Here is a 19985-nt window from a genome sequence, read left to right as displayed (position 1 = left end):
TCCATGAAAAAGTTTGCAGTAATGTTTGTCATGGCAATGCTTTTGCCACTAACAGCCTGCGCTCAAGAGCCGGCGTCCAAATGGAAAGAAGGTACTCACTATACTGTGCTTGATAAAGAAGCTACAGATAAGCCAGTAATTACAGAATATTTCTCATTTTGGTGCCCTCACTGCTTCCAGTTCGAGCCAATCGTTGCACAAATTAAAGAAAAGAAAAGCGACGGTACTAAATTCAATAAAGTACACGTTAACTTTATGCGCTTCACTGGACCTGAAGTTCAGGACGATGCGACTAAAGCCATGCTAATTGCTCGCGCGATGAAGCAAGAAGACGCAATGAATGCAGCAATCTTTAACTATATCCACAAGCAACGTGCATCTATCACCGGTTTGAAAGACCTTCGCAATATCTTCGTTGTGAACGGTGTAGACGGTGAAGAGTTTGATAAAATGGCTAAAAGCTTTGGCGTAAATAGCATGGTACGTAAGAATCAACAGCAAATTGATGAGTATCGTGAGCACTTAACTGGTGTGCCAAGCTTCATCATCAACGGTAAATATCAACCTACATTTACCGCTGACATGACCTTTGACGATATCGCAGATCTAATCGTGTGGTTATCTGAACAGAAATAATTTGGTTAATAATTTAGCCACTCATTATACTTTGAATAATTAAATGGGCGCTCAGGCGCCCATTTTTACGCCTTGGAGAATCCCCAATGTATGCTGTAAGCGAGTTCGCTGACTTTATTTGTGAACTTGACCAACTAAAAGCGGTAAAACGTCAAATCACCCTTCCCTGTGATAACTATCGACAAGAAAACTCCGCAGAGCACAGCTGGCATGTTGCGCTAATGGCCAATATGTTAAGCGAGTACGCGGTAAAACCCATCGATGTGACACGCGTCATTCGCATGATCCTTATTCACGATATTGTGGAGATCGATGCAGGCGATATGTTTGCTTTCAATCATCCAAACGACCATGACGCACAAGCCGAAAAAGAAGTAGCCGCTGCAAAGCGCATTTTTGGTTTATTGCCGAGTCCACTTGATAATGAAATGCTCGAGCTATGGCTTGAATTTGAAGCTGCAGAAACCGCTGATGCGGAATTTGCCAAATCAATGGACCGCGTACTTCCCGTTTTTCAAAATATGAAGGACAACGGGGGAAGCTGGAAACGCCACGGTATTGCAAGAGAGAAAATTGAAAAGCGTAATGCCCACTTAAAGTCTTGCGCACCGGCGCTGTGGGACTACGTTATGCAGCAGCTTGATGTGGCTGTTGAAAAAGGCTGGCTAAGTCAATAACGACTCAGCCAGACCTAAGGTATCTATCACACCACAACGGTGTAATAGGACGTTGTAATTAGAAGCGTGTACCAATCCACATCCAGAAGCGATTGGTATCCACCTTTATATCTCCCGCATCGTAAGTACCGTACTTAATGCCAAAATTGTACTTACCTGCAAACTTCTTCGTATACTGTACATTAATTTCGCTGCCTAAGTCGTCAGCACCGTTACTGCTGTCGTCAGCGCTGAAATCGTGGTAAGCCAAAAGCCATTTACCACCGGCTAGCCCACCTGATAGAGATAACTTAAGATCTTTTAAGCCCTGTGCTGGCGTGCCCAAGAACTGATCAGTCCAACCGTTGAATTTGTGTAGCGTAGCTAGCGGCGTTGCAAACCCGTACAACCCATCGTCAGAACCTAGTATTTCGTAATCGACCTTAGCCGTCACGCCAGAAAACGTGGCTGCGACATACGCATTTAAATAAGAGGCGTCAAAGTCGGTGGCCGTTTCGCCCGCGCCAGCTTCGCTTGATTGCGTGGCAAACTCACCACCGTAAGCCCAACTCACGCTCTCACCTTTCATCTTTCCATCGTAGCTCACGCCATACGTGTCCAACGCGTTATCCGTGTCGTTGTCCACCTCTAATAGGTATGCATAAGCCACAAATTTGCCGATTTTAGATGTATAGGTGGCATGAAGAATATGATCTTTAGAATCTAAATCTGCCGCTTCTGCGAAAATACGGTTGCGTTTGTACAGATAGCTATAAAATAGCGCTAGATTGTCGGTCGCCGCATATTTTGCGCTTACTGCATCGAAGGTCTGGCGGTCTTGTCGCCAGCCAACGTGGCCTACAAATCGATGGTCATCAAGTGTAATTACTTGGCGTCCTACTCTGGCGGTAAAATTATCCGTCTTATATTGAATAAAAGCTTGGTCAACTTCGGTAGTTTCAGGGTCGGCAATGACCGAGTACTCACCCACGTTAAAGCCCGTTGGCCCTACGGTAAACTCATCTTGCCCCAATACAATGCGGCTATCTTCAACCTCGGCGGTAAACGAGAAGCCATTAACACTACCCGAGCTAAATCCTAAACGGGTGCGCAACGTCAGTGCACTTGCATCTTCTAATGCATTGTCTTGATCAACAGATTCGTAGCGTAAATTCAGGTCCGCCCATGCTTTTGAATCACTAAGGGCGGCGTGAATATCGGCAGCCATTACGCTGCCGCCTAGTACTGTCATAACAGAAGCCGCCAGCATCTTGATGCCAAAGTTTTGTAACGTGTTCATGTGTATTCCCTATCGGTATTGGTTTTTATTAGTCAACACTTACCCAGCCAGCATTAGAATGCCGGTTGAAAAGTACTGGTTTTGGTTGGTGGCGGAAAAGGCTTCCGCCCTAGTCAGGTGCCGATAAAGCTAGGCGGCATCTGATTTCTTAGCGTCTTTTTTTTCAGATGACACCCCGCTGGGTTTTGCTTGTTGTTGCGATTGTTTGTTAGTAGTTGGCGCTTGGTTTGCGCGTGACGAAACGGTTTCAACCTTCTTTTGTTTGTCGTAAAGAAAGGTTAAGACTTCATGTCTGTAGTGGTTGTACTGCTTGTTATCTGCAAGAGCTAATCTATCTCGTGGACGCGGCAACTCAATATCTAGAATTTCGCCAATGGTGGCCGCTGGGCCGTTATTCATCATAACAATGCGGTCAGATAGCAATACCGCCTCATCCACATCGTGGGTAATCATAATAACCGTGTTGCCCAAGTCAGCGTGAATTTCCATGAGCGAGTCTTGAAGGTGAGCGCGAGTCAGGGCGTCTAGCGCACCGAACGGTTCGTCCATTAGCAGCACTTTTGGTTCCATTGCCAATGCGCGCGCAATGCCTACTCGCTGTTTCATACCACCTGATATTTCACTGGGTAATTTATCAAGGGCGTGGGTCATGTGCACAAGCTCTAGGTTGTGCATGATCCAGTCACGCATCTCGGTTTTACTCTTGCCCCGCATGGTGGATTTCACGGCCAGTTCAACATTTTTGTATACCGTAAGCCAAGGTAATAAAGAGTGGTTTTGAAAGACTACTGCGCGCTCAGGTCCAGGCTGCTTCACTTCTGCGCCATCTAAAATTACGCCGCCGGTAGTAGCTTGATGTAGACCTGCGACGATATTCAACACCGTTGATTTACCGCAGCCCGAATGGCCAATTAACGACACAAATTCACCTTTACTGATTTTAAGATTCACATCTTGAAGCGCAGTAAATGGCCCCTTCGGTGTGGGGAAGTCGATACCCACCTGCTCTAACTCTAAGTGTTTAGTGTGCATAAAATTCTCCTCAAAATTAGCGTAGTACGCTCGACTTGTCCCAGCTTACAGCGCGCTGAATTGATAACATTAAGCGGTCTAGTACAAAGCCAATAGCGCCAATAGTGAGCACTGCGACCATGATCCTCGCTAGCGACTCCGAACTACCGTTTTGAAATTCATCCCACACAAACTTTCCTAGACCCGGGTTTTGGGCAAGCATTTCTGCTGCAATCAGTACCATCCAGCCAATACCCAGCGACAATCTAAGTCCCGTAAAAATCATGGGAATAGAAGATGGAAGTACTATTTTGGTGAGATGAGCAAAGGGCGTAAGACGCAATACTTTACTTACGTTGATTAGGTCTTTATCAATATTAGAAACGCCTACAGCGGTGTTAATAAGAGTTGGCCATAAACAACAAAGCGAAACCGTAAAGGCCGAGGTGACAAATGATTTAGAAAACGCTGGGTCATCGCTGACATAAAGGGCACTTACTACCATAGTCACCAGCGGCAGCCACGCTAGTGGTGAAACTGGCTTGAACAACTGGATGAGCGGATTTATTGCAGTGTAGGCAGATTTACTTAAACCACATAATATTCCCACAGGAACCGCTATAACCGATGCAATAAGGAACCCCACCATGACGGTGTAAAGGCTTGTCCAAATTTGGTCAAAGAAGGTGGGCGCACCGGTGAACTCTCTGATTTTTGGCTGATAAGTGGGGTCTTGCGCTACACGCGCTGCATTTCTTGCTTCTTGACGTTGATAGAATGCATCCGCCTTTTCACGCTGTGCAATATGCTCGTCAATTAACGCACCGGCCTGCTCAAAAACTTGTGCTGGCCCTGGGAACTGCCCCAGCGACGTGTCGATACTTTTTGCAACACCATTCCAAATCGCCAAGAACATTAGCAAGCCGATAACAGGCAACAGCAACGCAGGCGTGGATTGATATAAACGGCTCAACAAAGAGTTGGCGTTTGACGGCGACGATGGAAGGCGAAGAATGGTTGTCATCTTGCTCATTGCTTGCTCCTGACACATGATGTGCGCTATTGCGCGGTTTATGCCCCGCCCTAGTTAGAACTGAAGTCGGGGCCATTGAACCTGACACTTACAGTACAGTGTCGCCCTTAAGTCCTATCTTAAATTGCTCTAAATAAGCGTTAGGCTTGCTTCCATCAAACGTCACGCCATCAATGAATTCGCTCTGAGGCGGTTTGTAGCCTGTTTCCGTTCCAAACTCAGGGAAATCAGACGCTTTAGCTTTACCTTCGGCAATTAGTGCTTTAGCTGCCTGAGCATAAACCTCAGGTTTGTAGACTTTTTTAGCTGTTTCTTTATACCAATCGTCAGACTTTGCTTCTGAAATCTGGCCCCAGCGGCGCATTTGTGTGAGATACCAGATAGCGTCGCTGTAATAGGGGTAGGTAGCGTTGTAGCGGAAGAACACATTAAAGTCGGGTACGTCGCGCTTGTCACCTTTCTCGTATTCGAAAGTACCTGTCATGCTGTTAGCCAGTACGTTTTCATCCGCACCTACGTAGTTACTCTTGGCAAGAATCTTTACCGCTTCAGGGCGGTTAGCATTGTCATTCTCATCCAGCCACATTGCCGCACGAATGAGGGCTTTAACCACGCGAATGTGCGTATTTGGGTATTTGTCAGCCCAGCCTTGGCTTACGCCGAACACTTTTTCAGGGTTATTTTTCCAAATTTCGTAGTCGGTGATCACAGGTACACCAATACCTTTAAACACAGCCTGTTGATTCCATGGCTCGCCTACGCAGTAGCCATAGATGGTGCCGGCTTCCATCGTCGCTGGCATTTGCGGTGGGGGGGTGACTGACAGCAGTGCCTGAGCGTCTATTTGGCCCGCAGTATCACCTTTATGCGGCGCATAATATCCAGGGTGAATTCCACCTGCTGCAAGCCAATAGCGTAACTCGTAGTTGTGTGTAGAAACTGGAAATACCATTCCCATGTTGAACGGCTTTCCAGCATTGCGGTATTCATCAACCACTGGCTTTAAATAATCAGCTTTAATAGGATGAACTGGCTTGCCATTTTCCTGTGGAATATGGGCCTTCATTTTGTCCCAAATTTCATTAGAAACGGTAATTCCATTACCATTGAGATCCATACTGAACGCTGTTACCACATGCGATTCCGTGCCGAAGCCAATGGTTGCACCAAGGGGCTGGCCAGCCAGCATATGAGCGCCATCTAATTGGCCGTCGATTACGCGATCAAGCAGCACTTTCCAGTTAGCTTGCGCTTCCAATGTAACGTAGAGGCCCTCATCTTCAAAAAAGCCTTTTTCGTACGCCACAGCAAGCGGTGCCATATCAGTGAGCTTGATAAAACCAAACTTAAGTTCTTCCTTCTCAGGCCAGCCTACCGCTGGCGCTTGTGCTGCCACACTCGCAGAAAAACTTGCTACAGAGACGGCAAGTGCTGCACATACTCCAGCACTCGCCGTTCGAAAGCGTTTTAGCAGTGATGTTGTCTTTAACCCAGTCATACGTGTTCCTCGTAGCCAAAAAAAAACCCACCAGCGTACGACGTTTAACCGTCGAGCATGGTGGGCTTCGTTGCCGTGTTTGTAATATCGGAGTTCTTACAAACGCATCAAGTTGTTAATGGTAAGTCAGGAATTCCCGCTCACACACCTCATCTTTAAGGGAGGTTTATTAAAAGCTTTAGCTTATAAAACCATCTTTATTTTTTATTATTATGCACTTGCCATAAATGCCGGAGATGATGATGCTTCCTTACCGTTCTCCGCTGAATCCTATTTGTTTACCCTATGGTAAGTGTTGTGCACTCCACTCTGCCATCGCATTTGTGTTTGCACCCGTTGCTTTGTACAGCAACGTTGCTGTTGCACGGATTAATTAGCACCCATCGTGCCAGAAATGTAAGCCATTAAAATTTATGAACATTTACACTATTGAGGTAAGAGAAAAGTGAGAATGAATTCGTTTTGGTGCACCAAAACAGGGGGGGTGTTCAACCTTGGTGCGCGAAAGCAGATACCAAGGTTGAACAAATATGGCCAATGACTAAAGCCGTCTGATTGTGTCGCTAATTTTCTAGAGGCGTTTAGTAAATTGCCCGATAGCGTTTACCACTTCATTGGCACCGCTTTGGATTTCGCTCATTGCTTTGCCTGACTGCGTTGAATACTCTAAGGCTTCGCGCGCTTTTTCCTGACCCGCTTCAATTAACTGAACTGCATTTTCTGTTAACTTTCTGTTTTCTACGACGACGTTTACGATTTCTTCAGTTGCGCTACTGGTTCGCGACGCTAGCTGCCTGACTTCATCGGCAACCACCGCGAAACCACGCCCTTGATCGCCTGCACGTGCAGCTTCAATAGCAGCGTTAAGCGCCAATAAATTAGTTTGATCGGCAATTCCGCTAATACTTTTAACCAAGTCCGCAACTTTTTGGGATTGCTCATCTAGGTCCTTTATACCTTCACTCGCATTGCCCATCTGTTTCGTTAATTCGTTCATCGCCTTAACCGTAGAATCGAGCACTTGATTTCCCTTACGAGCTTGCTCTCCAGTTTCTTGCGAAATGTTGAATGCAACGTTGGCGGCTTCGGAAATGGCGAACTCCCGCTTCATTTGCTCAGTGATTACGGTTGCAAACTTAACCACTTTATAAAGGTTGCCATCCTCATTTCGTATGGGGTTATACGACGCTTCAAGCCAAACTTCGTTCCCTCGACTGTCGATACGCTTATAACGCCCCGACTCTAATTGTCCTTGCGCTAGTCCACGCCAAAACTGCTTGTACTCTTCAGAGTTCGCTTCTTGTTCCGTGCAAAAGATCCTATGATGCTTTCCAACTATTTGCTCCAACTTATAGCCCATTGCTTTCAAAAAGTTTTCATTGGCTTTAATTATGCTCCCATCTAGATTGAACTCTATGACTGCGGAAGAGCGATTAAGTCCGGCAAGCATGTCTCTAAGTTCGTTGCTATAGGAAATATTGCGGGTTTGCTCAGCCATATAGAAAGCAATGCATTTTACGTTTCCATAAGCGTCGTCGATGGGCTGTACGATGCCTCTTACCCAAATCTCATGGCCTTTTGCATTATTGAAGCTAACTGCGCCATGCCAATGACGATGATTTTTAACAGCGCCTAGCATATCTTGAACGTCCGATTTCTTAAGCGATTTCGGGTCCATTAGGCTTTCAAGGGACTTCCCTTCTAGCTCTGAAATCTTAAATCCTGTTGCTTGAGTACATAGATCATTAATTGCATGTATACGTCCGTCTGCATTCAACTCAATGTACAACATTTCTTCACGAAGCTCTTCCTTAACCGTTTGATATGCCGCCAGTTCCTTTTCCAAACGTTGGTTTTCGGCTATCAACTCTTTATTTTTGAAAAACATCCTGCGCTCCTAATTAACTTCGTTTCACGCATTATTTATCAGCCGACTTAGCTCATAACGAAGCCCCCCTGACAAAATAGGCACTGGCGTATCACACTGAAATACGGTTAGTTGTCTGAAACGATAAGCTAGTTTTTATTGGTTTTGATTAAAGATAGCAGAGGAAATGAAGTTTATTGATGTTTCACACAAATAAAACTGAAGTTTTTTTGTTCAATAAAGATTAAAGATAGCCCAGTTTGGGGATTGGCATAAACGCGCTTCTTTTTGCTATACAAAAATACTCAAGGCAGCGATGAAAACACGCAGCGATTCCGGCCGCCCGTTTTGGCGCCGTACAAAGCTTTATCAGCGGTATTCAGGATCGAAGTTAACGTCCAGTTGTGGTGATTAACGAAATTGACCGTTGCAACGCCCAAACTTGCGGTAATTACGGGTGAAACTGTGCTCTTGCTGTGCTCTATCCCTAATGATTCTATCGCATCTCGAATCTCTTCAGCTTTCACCTTCGCGCCTTTCTCATCGGTATTGGGCAAAATCGCTACGAACTCCTCACCACCGTATCGAGCACAAAAATCAGTGTTACGGGTAATGACTTCATTAAGCCCAATAGCGACGTTTTTCAGGCATTCATCCCCTTTAGGGTGACCATAGTTGTCATTGTAAAGTTTGAAACTATCGACATCCAAGATAACTACCGTCAACGGCCAGTCATACCGTTTTGACATGGCTATCGCTTTTTCCATTTCCATTTTGAACGCCCGTCGATTTGGAATATTAGTAAGGGGATCGCTAAGTGACAAACGAATCAATTCGGTTTCTTGGCTCTTTACTCTCTCAAAATACAGTGCGAAGGTTTTAGCCAGGCGAGATATCTCGTCACTGCCTTCAAAGCTTGCTACTTCTTCACTATTTTTTTCAACCAAGTTGGTTAAAGCAATTAAACGCAGAATAATACGTTTGTTCAGCATGGTATTAATAAAAGGGAACGGGTAGGAATAGTGCAGCAAAATAATATCTGCGCCTTGCTGTCGCAATCTTTAAGACTCCTCCATGATGGCCTTTTGAGGAGGCGTTATAACAGTATCAGATAATTGGTACTCTTCTATCACTCTCTCATGTAGAACTGATATAACACCAAGAGTTAATTCTTCTTTTTTCTACACTCACAGAAGTGTGCAGGCCGTCAGGGGAGCGCCCCATCCGGTTATCTATCACGTTGCTGGCGACCAATGGAAAGGCAGCCTCATAAGAACGAAGAGACAGTTCATCTTCATAGAAACTAAATTCTCTTTTTGTGACCCCCATCACATCTGGCTCAAGGGAATTGAGAATATCAATAATGTGGGAGCCACGGTCAAACGAGGATAGCGCGCTCGGTCCAATTGAACCGCCGCCGAAAATGAAAAACACGGTATCACTATTTTGCCGCTGCTGTTTTACGAGGGTCTGTAGATTTGCTTAACGCCCTGTGCGGGAATCACTTATATTAGGCATATCTGCGGTTAGAACGAAAGTTACCCTAGAGGTTGTAACCTGTTCTCGATTTTCAGATACAGCGTAACCTGCTCGAAATAAGAGCGACAGGCTAGCTAAAAATACAAGCCATTGGGTGATTCGCATAACACCACTTAAGGAAAACTTGTTAATACTATTAACAAGTATAGCAATGATTAAGTCAATGCGACGATTGACTATTTTTCCTCTATCAAGAGGGTTTTACGCGCCCCGCAGTTAAGCTTCTATTTATTAGACAGCTAACACGGGCTATCTGACCAATACAAGAGACGTGTGATCTTTGACGGAGTTAAACGGTTATTGCACCAAACGATTAAAACGGCGTTGCGCTTTTATCGCGCTGTGCCCAAAGCTGCCTTGCCTGGGACAGGGCATCTGCAACATCACACTTTTGTAGCAGTACCAAATAGCTGGCAAGTGTGCTTAAGATGGCTTGTTCACCGTAAAGGCTATTCGCGTTACCCGCCCAGACATTAAGCATGTCGTTAACGTTCATGTCTTTATCTTTAAGCGCCCATTTGTCAGCAACCACCGGCATTATTACTTCTTCGGTCTCACCATTTCGGGTAATAAATAGCTCAGTTTCCCGTTCACCATTAACTTCAGGATCTCCGCCATCACCACGAAAGCAAAGCGCATCTATAGATGGATAATTTTCATTAACGCGGCAGTGTTTGTGGTCAAGATGCATATGATAAACACCTTGTACACAATATTGTGCGGCAGTAGGGTTCAACAACCTTGCGAGGGTGTTTGCGCATGAGCGCAGACCAAACACTTCACGAAGCTTAATAATTGTGTCGAGCGCAGGCAGCAAATAAGACAAATCAAGGTAAGTCACCCCTTTATCCGTTAACTGCTGTTTGGCGTCTGCAATACTGCTAACTTCAGGTAGGCCCAATTGAGGTAACGCTATACTTGCATAAAGGCGCCCCGAACCCGGTTCATGAGCACCGTGAAGCATGACCGAGTAACCATTGTTGGCTAGTACCGCTACGGCCAATAAGTACCACGGTAACTGGCGACGCTTTCCCGCGTAGCAGCCAATATCTAACGTGGGGGTGAGAGTTTTAACTTCTGGCTCTATCAGCTCTCTGCATGCATCGACAAAGCCAATAACTTCTTCTGGTGTTTCTTCACGGGTACGCAGTAACATAAGAAATGCGCCGCGTTGATCGCCTGTCACTTCATTGGCCAATACCATTTTCATGGCATGGTAGGCCTCATCACGGGTAAGGCTACGCCCCCCTTTCTGGCCCTTGCCAATAATTTTTATGTATTCACTAAATGGTTGCTGCATACTTGGATGAATGTAGTAGAAGAGTATTTACCTGTTGACGAGACTCTACCACCTTTCCAAATATAAGTAACGTGGGCCCCGTTAAATTTGCTGCTTCTACCTTGCTATGAATATCGGCAAGCACGCCAGTAATCACGCGCTGTTCAGGCGAAGTGGCATTTTCAATTGCCGCTACTGGCCATGTGCTTGGCACGTTGTGATGAACCAAGCCTTTGCATAGACCTTCAAGCCGGCTTAGCCCCATATAAACCACCATGGTTTGCTTCAATACATTTTGCGCCATGGGTGCCATTTCTGGCCATTGATCCACGTCCTTAAAATGTGCGGTCATAAAACTCACCGACTGAGCACAACGCCTGTCGGTTAAAGGGATCCCCGTATAGGCAGACACGCCCGATGCCGCCGTAATACCAGGAACAATAGCAAAAGGGATGTGGGCTTTTGTTAGCGCATCGGTTTCTTCGCAAGTTCTTGCAAATAGGGCTGGATCACCACCTTTTAACCGCACGACAGTATGCCCTTCACTTGCCAATTCAACGACGCGTTTGCAAATAGCATCCTGAGTAAAGCTGTGCTTTTTGCAGCGCTTCCCTACATACTCTTTCACCACTTTAGAGGGAATTAGCGCAAGAATATCTTCACTAACTAAAGCATCGAAAAGCACGACATCGGCTTGCTGCAGCAGACGAAGCGCTTTTAACGTAAGTAACTCGGCATCGCCAGGGCCAGCACCGACGATGAACACCTGCCCTTGTTTATGACCTTCATTTTGCTTGTTTGCTAACTTCAACCACTTTCCAAAGTATGAATGCTTAGCTGGAGCTTTTGGATTATCGGAGCACTGGCGCGTCGTCACGGTCGTGACCGTGGTAGAAATAGCATCGCGATAAAAGAGGTTTAACAAAGGTTTCTGCGGTTTAAATAAGGTGCGCAAAAACGGTAACGACCAACTAGATGCAATTGACATAATTTAACGCTCCTATACAGATTGGGTTTCAATGACTAAATGCTTGTCTATCAGCTGAGACAAGGCGGGCTTGCACGAGCCGCAGTTGGTACCGCACTTTAACTGCTCTCCTAGGCTAGCTACTGTAGAACAACCGCCGTTGATGGCATCTGTAATCGTCTTTTCTCGTACTTCAAAGCAGCTACAAACTACATCACCAGTTAAAAATACGTCGTCGACTTGGCCTCGCAATAAGTTGCGCTGAGTCTCTACCGAAATAGATGTATTTAAGAGGCTGGCAAGCCATGCGTTAGGTACTGACCATGTACTTTCTGGGTGTGGTGCTGCCAAGGCTTTTGTCGTATTTTCCGGCTTATCGCCTAAAAACGCAGCGAAACAGAGTACGTCATCGACAAGCGCAAGGCATACTGAGTATGTATGATGATGAAACTGCAATAGCACCGCGTTTTGCGGCAGCAGAGGTATCAACGCTTGTGTAAAATCTCGACGACCTTTGTTCGAAGCAACATTCAATACTGATAATGCTGCATCCGAGTTATTTACAGATGAAGTCGCCTCTGTGCTTTCAAGCGGTGTCGTATTCCAGTAATCACACGCATGCTTTAGCGCGTCTTTATAACTTGGGCTAAATTCTGAATTAAGTGTTGATTGGTTTAATGATGAAACAAAGAGCTTACCGTAGGTAGTAAAAGTAACAGGCGCGATAGCAACCGCCGCGTGTTTTAACTCAGGTTGCCCTGAAATAGGGTCTACCGCGCTGGCGTAAAGTGCGCCTAGCTTACTGTGCGACCCCCATTGCGCTGACCAGTGAATGGGAATGAAAACTTCCCCTTTACGCATATCCGTATCCATTTTTACCGGGTAGATAACAGGGGCGTCTTTACATACTGCACTTGAAAGAGAAACAAGATCTCCGTTTTCAACGCCCATTGCAGCAGCGTCTTTAGGGTTGATATGCACGTTAGCACTTGGCATATGAGCCAGTAACTTTGCCGCTTTACCCGTGCGTGTCATGGTATGCCACTGATCTCGCGCTCGCCCGCTGTTCGCAACAAAAGGGTAAGCGTTCGACGTAATCTGCATTGGCGCTTTGTAAGCTACAGGAATAAGTTTAGCTTTGCCGCTAGGGGTTGAAAACCGTTTGTCTTCGAAAGGACGTTTACTGGTAAGGCTAGGGTTAGATTTAGAATTAGCATTGGCCGTATTCTCAGCTTTTAAAACAGTTTGAAAAGGCCACTGCAAAGGCGATAGCCCATTGTACTGAGCTTCACTTAACGCTTGTAAAGGTGACAGGTCTAACTGACGCTTACCGTCATTTTGATAGCCGGTTAGCCCAGCGTATTCAACGAATATTTGTGACGGATGGGTAAAGCTAAATGCCTCGCCAAAGCCCATTTTACCCGCCACTTCGCAAAGTATTTGCCAGTCGTGTTTTGCACTACCTGGTGGAGGCAATATACCGCGCTGACGTGAAATACGGCGCTCTGAGTTAGTCACTGTGCCGTCTTTTTCCGACCACCCCGTGGCAGGAAGGGCAATGTGCGCGTAGTTAAGTGTATCGTTGGACTCAACAATATCAGACACTACAACCATGTCACATTTTGAAAGTGCGCGCTCAACTTGACCGCGATTCGGCATACTGACAACAGGGTTAGTCCCCATTATCCAAACAAATTTTACCTTACCTTCTTCAATGGCATTAAATAGGTCTACCGCTTTAAGCCCCTGCCCTTTAGGCATAACAGGGGCGTTCCAATAGGTTTTAACCGTGCTGATATGCTCAGGGTTTTCAAGGTCCATATGTGCAGCCAGCATATTAGCTAAACCACCCACTTCGCGGCCCCCCATTGCATTGGGTTGGCCAGTAATAGAAAACGGGCCACAACCGTCTTTGGCAATTAAATCCATAGCTAAGTGACAGTTGATAATAGCCTGGGCTTTGTCCACACCAGCAGAAGACTGGTTTACGCCCATAGAATAAAAAGTAATTGCGCTAGAGGCTTTGCAGAAGGCATCAAAAAAGGCCTTAATGCTGTTAATGTCCAGGTCGCATACTTCAGCAACTTCATCTAATGTTAAGGCATTTGCACTTTTAAGTGTTTCTTCAAGTCCCTCGGCGTAGCTCTCAACAACGGATTTGTCTATACGACCTTGTGCGTTTGCATAGCTTAGTAAACCATTAAATAGCGCCACGTCGCTACCTGGCTTTAATGGAAGGTGTAAATCGGCAATGGTACAGGTTTCGGTTTTGCGCGGGTCAACAACAATGACCTTCATATCGGGATTTTTCAGCTTTGCTCGCTGAATGCGCTGAAAAAGCACTGGGTGTGCCCAGGCCGTATTACTTCCCGTAATTACCAATAAATCTGTACATTCCAGATCGGAATAATCGCATGGCACCACGTCTTCCCCGAACGCGCGCTTGTAGGCGGCAACGGCTGATGACATACACAGGCGTGAATTCGTATCAATATTGGCACTGCCGATATAACCTTTCATAAGCTTATTGGCAATGTAATAGTCTTCGGTGAGAAGCTGACCTGATACATAAAAAGCAACGGCATCCGCGCCATACTGCGCAATGGTAGAGGTGATCTTATCCGCAATTAGATCGGTGGCCGTGTCCCAATCCACCGATTGACCTGCCATGGTTGGGTGAAGCAAACGTCCGTTTAAGTCGTTTGTTTCAAGCAGGTTTGTTCCTTTAACACACAATCTTCCAAAATTGGCGGGATGCTCTGGCGTGCCTTTAACAGTGTCCAGGGTTGTGGCACGCTTGCTTACGTTGCAACTAATATCTACACCACACCCAACGCCGCAGTATGGGCATGTTGTTTGTCTTAATTGTTCAGACATCATGTCGGGTTGTCGTGTAGCCATATTCATTTCATTACCTTTTCGATTCCGCAGTTTGTTAAAAGGGTATTGCCGGATACTTAAATTGTTCCCGGCTCCCAAACAGTAGGGCCTAGCTAAACACCCACGAAAACCTTGTTATCCTCTATCTTCACGGCATAAGCCGAAACGGATACATCATCGTGCTCTTTACACAGCCCAGTTTCTAAAAAGTAATGCTCTTTGTACAAAGGCGAAGCAACAACAGGCGCGCCGCCTATCGACCCTAGAAGCCCGCGATAGAGTACGTTTGCTTTACCAATAGGGTCGTAGTTACTAATGGCGAAAACCTGGGTTTCGCCGTTTATCTTCAAACTGAAAATTGCCACTTGCTGTAAGTCGACAAGGGCGCAAACCCCACTGTTTGTCACTAAGTCGTTCGTCTCACAAACATAGTGCCATTGCACTTGCTGAGGTTCTGACGCCATTACATTTTGCGCTGCTGACATAATTTGATTCTCCTAACAAGGTTGATAAGCCAATGGCTACACCATAGAGACAGGAATGAACTGATCTTTACCTGCTACTTTTTCAGCTTCAGTAGCTGGGCGAACCTGGCCTCGCTCTGAAACAAACTGAATATTGGTGTCGCTAGCATCGCTGTTTACAAATTGACGGAAACGCTTGCGCGACTCAGGGTTTTCAATGGTGGTTTTCCATTCGCACTGATAAGCATCAACCACAGCATCCATCTGTGCTTCAAGCTCACCATTAATGCCAAGTGCATCGTTTATCACAACGTCTTGCAGGTAAGCTAAGCCTCCTTCCATATTGTCCATCCACACCGATGTGCGCTGTAAGCGGTCAGCCGTTTTCACATAAAACATCAGCACGCGGTCGATATACTTAATAAGGGTTTTGGTATCTAGGTCGGTGGCAAACAGGTCTGCATGTCGCGGCTTCATACCGCCATTACCGCAAACATACAGGTTCCAACCTTGCTCGGTGGCAATAACGCCGATGTCTTTGCTTTGAGCTTCTGCGCACTCACGGGTACACCCCGAGACAGCAAATTTAATTTTATGCGGCGCACGTAAGCCTTTGTAACGGTTCTCTAAGTCAATGGCTGTGCCAACAGAATCCTGAACACCGTAGCGGCACCAAGTGCTGCCCACACAGGATTTAACAGTACGCAGTGCCTTCGCGTAAGCATGGCCGGTTTCAAAACCACCAGCGACCAGTTTTTCCCAGATATCAGGTAAGTGCTCTACGCGCGCACCAAATAAATCAATGCGCTGACCACCTGTGATCTTGGTGTACAGGTTGTATTCTTTTGCCACTTCGCCGAGCAGAATCAACTTCTCAGGCGTTATTTCGCCACCAGGTACACGCGGTACAACGGAATACGTGCCATCTTTTTGCATGTTGCCAAGGTAGATATCGTTGGTGTCTTGCAGAGGAAGATGTGAAGCCTTAAGAATATAGTCGTTATACACCGAGGCTAAAATTGAGCCGACAGCGGGCTTACAAATTTCACACCCTAGACCTTCACCATGCTGCTCCAGTAGCTCGTCAAAGGTGCGAATGCCGTTTACCTTAACAATGTGAAACAGTTCTTGTCGGGTGTAATTGAAGTGCTCACAAATGGCTTTCGATACTTCCACACCGCGCTTTTCAAGCTCGCTGTCTACCACATTTTTAAGTAGAGCGGCACAGCCTCCACAACCTGTACTGGCCTTAGTTTCACCTTTTACATCGCCAACGCTACAACAGCCGCCTTCAATGGCTGAAACAATGTCGCCCTTAGTCACATTTAAGCATGAACAAATAGACGCGGTGTCTGGTAGTGCATCGGCACCTAACGCCGGTGCGGCATCGGATGACGGCAGAATTAGGCTTTCTGGGTGTTCAGGTAATTCAATATTATTAAGTGCATACTGCAGGAGCGTGTCGTAGTCGCTGGTATCGCCAACGAGTACAGCACCAAGCACGTACTTTTGCTCGCTATCTACCACCAGCTTTTTATACACGCCCTCGGGCTGATTTAAGTACGTGTAGCTAAGCGCTCCGTCTGTGCGTTCATGGGCATCGCCAATTGAGCCCACTTCTACGCCCATTAGCTTGAGTTTAGTGCTCATATCTGCGCCAGCGAACTCGGCATCGCCACCTGTAATATGACTTACGGCCGTGCGTGCCATGGTGTAGCCAGGTGCAACAAGACCAAAGATTTTGTTATCCCACAGCGCACATTCACCCACAGCGTAAATGTTCGGGTCAGACGTCACGCAGTGGTTATCAATAACAATACCGCCGCGCTCACCCAGTGTTAGCGCTGACTTTCTGCCGAGCTGGTCGGAAGGTCGAATACCAGCAGAAAATAAAATCATGTCAGTTTCTAGTGCAGTGCCGTCAGCAAACACCATTTTATAGCGGCAGGTATCACCGGCCTCAATAGTTTGCGTTGCCTTTTGGGTGTGAACCGTAACACCCAATGCTTCAATTTTGTCCTTAAGAACGTTACCACCTGCTTGGTCTAGCTGTACCGCCATAAGCTGCGGGGCAAACTCAACCACGTGGGTGTCGAGACCGGCTTGTTTTAATGCGTTAGCGGCTTCTAAACCCAACAGCCCACCACCAACAACAACCCCTACTTTGCTCACCGCTGCTGATGCTTCAATAGCGAGTAGATCGTCTATAGTGCGGTACACCAAGCAATGCTCTTGATCGTTGCCAGGAATGGGTGGCACAAATGGGTATGAGCCCGTAGCTAGCACAAGCTTATCGTAGCTAAACACCTGCCCTTCAGAAGTCGTCACTTTATTATTGTCACGGTCTATATCGGTAACCAAGGCATTGGTAACTACGTTTACGCCCCACTCGGCGTACTGAGCGGGTGTAGTAAGCGCTAAGTCATCAGCACTCGCGCCGCTAAAAAAAGACGACAGATAAACGCGGTCGTACGCAAGGCGTGACTCGCCGCATAAAACGGTTATTTCTACATTGGCATCGCTTTGGTGAAGCTGCTCAACAAAATGATGCCCCACCATGCCGTTGCCTACGACGACAATTTGCGTTTTTGAGTCCAATGAAGTCATGGTATTCCCCTTTTTTCGGGACAAAAAAAAGCCCGCTTCAACTTTCGTTGATGCGGGCTTCGTTGCCTATTTTGCCAACGGTTTAGGTCGGCTAACACATTTTACGGAGTGTTATAAATCACACAATTTTCAGCGATTGACACAAATCACCAAAACACACTTTACGTTTATAGTTATCCAAGTTCAGTGCCAAAAACGTAATTCATTGTTTTTATTCAATTTACTTCAAAATAAGCATTATTCAGACTTCATGACTGCACCAAACAAACGCAAAACTGTGTTCACTTGGTGCATTGAGGCTATCAAATAACTTAGGCCAGCTTATCTGTCGCTACGCGGTAGCGAGGGTCTTCAACCACGTTAATTTCAACAAACTTATCGGCCTTGCGAAGCAGTGAGCGACATTCATCACTGATATGACGAATGTGTAGCTTTTTACCCTGCTCTTCGTATTTGTCAGCAAGGGTATCTAGCGCATCGATACCTGATGAATCCCAAATGCGAGAGTCTTTAAAGTCAATAACTACATCGTTAGGGTCGTTGGCGATATCAAACAGGTCTTTGAAATGTGATACCGAGCCAAAGAACAGCGGGCCGTCTAGCTCATAGACTTTCCAACCGTCGTTATCGATATGGGATCTCGCTTCAATATGACGAGCGTGTTTCCATGCAAACACCAGTGCTGAAACGATAACACCCACCACAACCGCAATAGCCAGGTCAGCGATAACGGTAACGCCTGTTACTAGGAAAAGTACGAACGCATCTTCTTTGTTTACGCCGCGAATAATTCTGAATGACGCCCACTCAAATGTAGCAATAACCACCACGAACATAACGCCAACAAGGGCAGCAAGAGGAATCATTTCAATTAGCGGAGCAGCAAATAGAATAAAGCCTAATAATACAACCGCCGCGGTGATACCAGACAAGCGGCCACGGCCACCAGAGTTTATGTTAATCATACTTTGACCAATCATGGCACAACCGCCCATACCGCCAAAGAAACCGTTAACTGTATTTGCAACGCCTTGGCCAACGCACTCTTTGTTGCCGCGTCCGCGGGTGTCCGTCATTTCATCAATTAATGAAAGGGTAAGAAGCGACTCAATTAAGCCAACCAAACAAAGAATGACTGAGGTAGGCAAAATGATCATGAAGGTTTCCCAGGTAAACGGCACCATAGGAATAGCGAAGCTAGGAAGTTCACCCGCTAGCGTCGCGGTATCGCGCTGGTCAGCTGGTAGCAAATCGCGAACAAAGTCGATTACAGTGCGCGCTTCAAGGTCAAGACCGTGTACTAACAAGGTTACCGTAACAATCGCAACCAGCGACGCCGGTACAGCTTTGGTTAGCTTTGGCAATAAATAGATAATGGCCATGGTTAGCGCCACAAGCCCTAGCATCCAATATAACAGCGTACCTTCCATCCACTGTAATTCACCCGCTGCGTTGGTCACTTTGAACTGGCCTAATTGCGCCAAGAAAATAACAATTGCCAAACCATTTACGAAGCCTAGCATTACCGGATATGGGACCAGACGTATAAACTTTCCGAGCTTGAAAATACCGCACATTATTTGCAGTAAACCAGCCAAAATAACCGCGGCAAATAAATACTGCACGCCGTGTTGGGCAACCAGTGCCACCATTACAACGGCCATGGCGCCGGTAGCACCAGAAATCATTCCTGGTCGGCCACCAATAGCGGAAGTGATTAAGCCCATCATGAAAGCCGCATAAAGACCAATCATTGGTTCTACGCCGGCCACAAATGCGAATGCAACGGCTTCAGGGACCAAGGCAAGCGCCACGGTAATACCTGATAGCACGTCGTTTTTAACGTTGCTGTCTTTACTGGTAATTAAATCGAACATGTTCTCTCAGAAGCTAAGATGTTAAACACAACAACCCACCATGGCGTACACCGCGTTAAAGCAGAACACCAAGTAGGTAGGAGATTTTTTCGGCGATTCTATCACCATTGTAGCGCAAAATCTTTTAATAGATTGTTACTAGGGCCTGTTGAACGTTGATGTGCAGCAAAGATCAACAGGCCCCAGTCCGAACTACTTGGCACTTACGTGATAAGCGCAGGGCTCTTTGCCCCTTTCCTAATGCTGTGAGCTTGTCAATTTTTCATGTTCGGTCTCAGGGCTTAATTTAATAGCGAATGCTGACAAATTGCATCGTACATGGCATCGTATAATGGTTTTTATTAACCGCGTCGTTCAATGCGCTTCGATTT

General features: G+C 46.3%; 14 protein-coding genes and 1 pseudogene. 2 read left to right on the top strand and 13 right to left on the bottom strand.

Annotated elements, in window-relative coordinates:
- The first annotated feature begins 3 nt into the window (after window positions 1-3).
- Together ACFI6L_RS00540 and ACFI6L_RS00535 are read left to right on the top strand one after the other, a co-directional pair.
- A complete protein-coding gene (locus ACFI6L_RS00540) occupies window positions 4-636 on the top strand; it encodes a thiol:disulfide interchange protein DsbA/DsbL (protein WP_014997294.1) in 633 nt (210 codons plus the stop codon).
- Between the two features lie 86 nt (window positions 637-722).
- Window positions 723-1313, top strand: a complete 591-nt coding sequence (locus ACFI6L_RS00535; protein ID WP_014997293.1) for an HD domain-containing protein — start codon at window positions 723-725, stop codon at window positions 1311-1313.
- Window positions 1314-1371: 58 nt separating this feature from the next.
- Here ACFI6L_RS00535 and ACFI6L_RS00530 read toward each other — a convergent pair whose 3' ends face one another.
- From ACFI6L_RS00530 to ACFI6L_RS00470, 13 genes and pseudogenes are all read right to left on the bottom strand, one after another.
- The gene (locus ACFI6L_RS00530) at window positions 1372-2592 is read right to left on the bottom strand and encodes an alginate export family protein (RefSeq protein WP_462573217.1); all 1221 of its coding nucleotides are present in this window, start codon (window positions 2590-2592) and stop codon (window positions 1372-1374) included.
- A gap of 129 nt (window positions 2593-2721) precedes the next feature.
- Window positions 2722-3624 carry an ABC transporter ATP-binding protein gene (locus ACFI6L_RS00525; protein WP_168479411.1) on the bottom strand — a complete coding sequence of 301 codons (903 nt, stop codon included), beginning with the start codon at window positions 3622-3624 and terminating at the stop codon, window positions 2722-2724.
- Window positions 3625-3640: 16 nt separating this feature from the next.
- Entirely contained in the window at window positions 3641-4636 is a 996-nt protein-coding gene (locus tag ACFI6L_RS00520; protein WP_239239795.1) for an ABC transporter permease, read from the bottom strand.
- Between the two features lie 88 nt (window positions 4637-4724).
- Window positions 4725-6134, bottom strand: a complete 1410-nt coding sequence (locus ACFI6L_RS00515) for a CmpA/NrtA family ABC transporter substrate-binding protein (protein WP_069943741.1) — start codon at window positions 6132-6134, stop codon at window positions 4725-4727.
- Between the two features lie 571 nt (window positions 6135-6705).
- The gene (locus tag ACFI6L_RS00510) at window positions 6706-8022 is read right to left on the bottom strand and encodes a methyl-accepting chemotaxis protein (protein WP_462573216.1); all 1317 of its coding nucleotides are present in this window, start codon (window positions 8020-8022) and stop codon (window positions 6706-6708) included.
- Window positions 8023-8306: 284 nt separating this feature from the next.
- A pseudogene (locus ACFI6L_RS00505) lies at window positions 8307-8984 on the bottom strand (GGDEF domain-containing protein); the annotation flags it as partial.
- Window positions 8985-9138: 154 nt separating this feature from the next.
- The gene (locus ACFI6L_RS00500; RefSeq protein ID WP_462573215.1) at window positions 9139-9435 is read right to left on the bottom strand and encodes a hypothetical protein; all 297 of its coding nucleotides are present in this window, start codon (window positions 9433-9435) and stop codon (window positions 9139-9141) included.
- A gap of 418 nt (window positions 9436-9853) precedes the next feature.
- The gene (locus ACFI6L_RS00495; RefSeq protein WP_462573214.1) at window positions 9854-10840 is read right to left on the bottom strand and encodes a glycosyl transferase family protein; all 987 of its coding nucleotides are present in this window, start codon (window positions 10838-10840) and stop codon (window positions 9854-9856) included.
- The gene (gene cobA, locus ACFI6L_RS00490) at window positions 10824-11807 is read right to left on the bottom strand and encodes a uroporphyrinogen-III C-methyltransferase (RefSeq protein WP_462573213.1); all 984 of its coding nucleotides are present in this window, start codon (window positions 11805-11807) and stop codon (window positions 10824-10826) included. The genes ACFI6L_RS00495 and cobA overlap by 17 nt, the downstream gene beginning before the upstream one ends.
- Before the next feature lie 12 nt (window positions 11808-11819).
- Window positions 11820-14693, bottom strand: coding sequence for a nitrate reductase (locus ACFI6L_RS00485; RefSeq protein WP_462573212.1), 2874 nt, complete (start codon window positions 14691-14693; stop codon window positions 11820-11822).
- 86 nt (window positions 14694-14779) lie between these two features.
- The gene (gene nirD, locus ACFI6L_RS00480; protein WP_462573211.1) at window positions 14780-15151 is read right to left on the bottom strand and encodes a nitrite reductase small subunit NirD; all 372 of its coding nucleotides are present in this window, start codon (window positions 15149-15151) and stop codon (window positions 14780-14782) included.
- 36 nt (window positions 15152-15187) lie between these two features.
- Complete coding sequence (gene nirB, locus ACFI6L_RS00475) at window positions 15188-17737, bottom strand: nitrite reductase large subunit NirB (RefSeq protein ID WP_462573210.1); 2550 nt, start codon at window positions 17735-17737, stop codon at window positions 15188-15190.
- A gap of 311 nt (window positions 17738-18048) precedes the next feature.
- A complete protein-coding gene (locus ACFI6L_RS00470) occupies window positions 18049-19614 on the bottom strand; it encodes a SulP family inorganic anion transporter (RefSeq protein WP_014978293.1) in 1566 nt (521 codons plus the stop codon).
- Between the last annotated feature and the right edge of the window lie 371 nt (window positions 19615-19985).

This window comes from Alteromonas sp. G4i35, assembly GCF_054960375.1.
The sequence above is the reverse complement of the archived record's forward strand: the minus strand, read 5'-3'. Positions and strand labels throughout refer to the sequence as shown.

What these genes read in the sequence shown, in the direction of transcription:
- ACFI6L_RS00540 (WP_014997294.1), top strand. Translation starts at nt 4, where the DNA reads ATGAAAAAGTTTGCAGTAATGTTTGTCATGGCAATGCTTTTGCCACTA.
- ACFI6L_RS00535 (WP_014997293.1), top strand. Translation starts at nt 723, where the DNA reads ATGTATGCTGTAAGCGAGTTCGCTGACTTTATTTGTGAACTTGACCAA.
- ACFI6L_RS00530 (WP_462573217.1), bottom strand. Translation starts at nt 2,592, where the DNA reads ATGAACACGTTACAAAACTTTGGCATCAAGATGCTGGCGGCTTCTGTT.
- ACFI6L_RS00525 (WP_168479411.1), bottom strand. Translation starts at nt 3,624, where the DNA reads ATGCACACTAAACACTTAGAGTTAGAGCAGGTGGGTATCGACTTCCCC.
- ACFI6L_RS00520 (WP_239239795.1), bottom strand. Translation starts at nt 4,636, where the DNA reads ATGAGCAAGATGACAACCATTCTTCGCCTTCCATCGTCGCCGTCAAAC.
- ACFI6L_RS00515 (WP_069943741.1), bottom strand. Translation starts at nt 6,134, where the DNA reads ATGACTGGGTTAAAGACAACATCACTGCTAAAACGCTTTCGAACGGCG.
- ACFI6L_RS00510 (WP_462573216.1), bottom strand. Translation starts at nt 8,022, where the DNA reads ATGTTTTTCAAAAATAAAGAGTTGATAGCCGAAAACCAACGTTTGGAA.
- ACFI6L_RS00495 (WP_462573214.1), bottom strand. Translation starts at nt 10,840, where the DNA reads ATGCAGCAACCATTTAGTGAATACATAAAAATTATTGGCAAGGGCCAG.
- cobA (WP_462573213.1), bottom strand. Translation starts at nt 11,807, where the DNA reads ATGTCAATTGCATCTAGTTGGTCGTTACCGTTTTTGCGCACCTTATTT.
- ACFI6L_RS00485 (WP_462573212.1), bottom strand. Translation starts at nt 14,693, where the DNA reads ATGAATATGGCTACACGACAACCCGACATGATGTCTGAACAATTAAGA.
- nirD (WP_462573211.1), bottom strand. Translation starts at nt 15,151, where the DNA reads ATGTCAGCAGCGCAAAATGTAATGGCGTCAGAACCTCAGCAAGTGCAA.
- nirB (WP_462573210.1), bottom strand. Translation starts at nt 17,737, where the DNA reads ATGACTTCATTGGACTCAAAAACGCAAATTGTCGTCGTAGGCAACGGC.
- ACFI6L_RS00470 (WP_014978293.1), bottom strand. Translation starts at nt 19,614, where the DNA reads ATGTTCGATTTAATTACCAGTAAAGACAGCAACGTTAAAAACGACGTG.